Origin of the sequence: Mesorhizobium sp. M00.F.Ca.ET.216.01.1.1 (assembly GCF_004010325.2) — a bacterium.
Taxonomy (GTDB): domain Bacteria; phylum Pseudomonadota; class Alphaproteobacteria; order Rhizobiales; family Rhizobiaceae; genus Mesorhizobium.
Genome location: NZ_SADR02000399.1, coordinates 1 through 314 on the forward strand (window position 1 = coordinate 1; position 314 = coordinate 314).

1 protein-coding gene is annotated in these 314 nt (G+C 63.7%); it reads left to right on the forward strand.

The annotated features are described in order from the left end of the window. Positions 1-314: ATP-grasp domain-containing protein (locus tag EN859_RS36660; protein ID WP_135913711.1), on the forward strand; the 314-nt coding region annotated here is incomplete at both ends.

Below are 314 nucleotides of genomic sequence, written 5' to 3' on the forward strand. Positions count from 1 at the left end.
GTCGTCACCTACGAATTCGAGAATGTCCCAGTTGCGGCGGCCGAGACGCTCGCCACCAAAGTCGCGGTCTACCCGCCGGCCCGCGCGCTCGAAGTCGCGCAGGATCGCGTGATCGAGAAGCATTTCTTGAACGGCATCGGCATCCCGACCGCTGAATTCTGTCCCATCGACAATGACGAGCAGCTGACGGCCGCGCTGAAGAAATTCAGCGGCAGCGGCGTCTTGAAGACGCGGCGCATGGGCTATGACGGCAAGGGCCAGCGCGTCTTCCGCAACATGGAGACGGGCGGCTTTGCCGGCACCTGCGAGGCGAT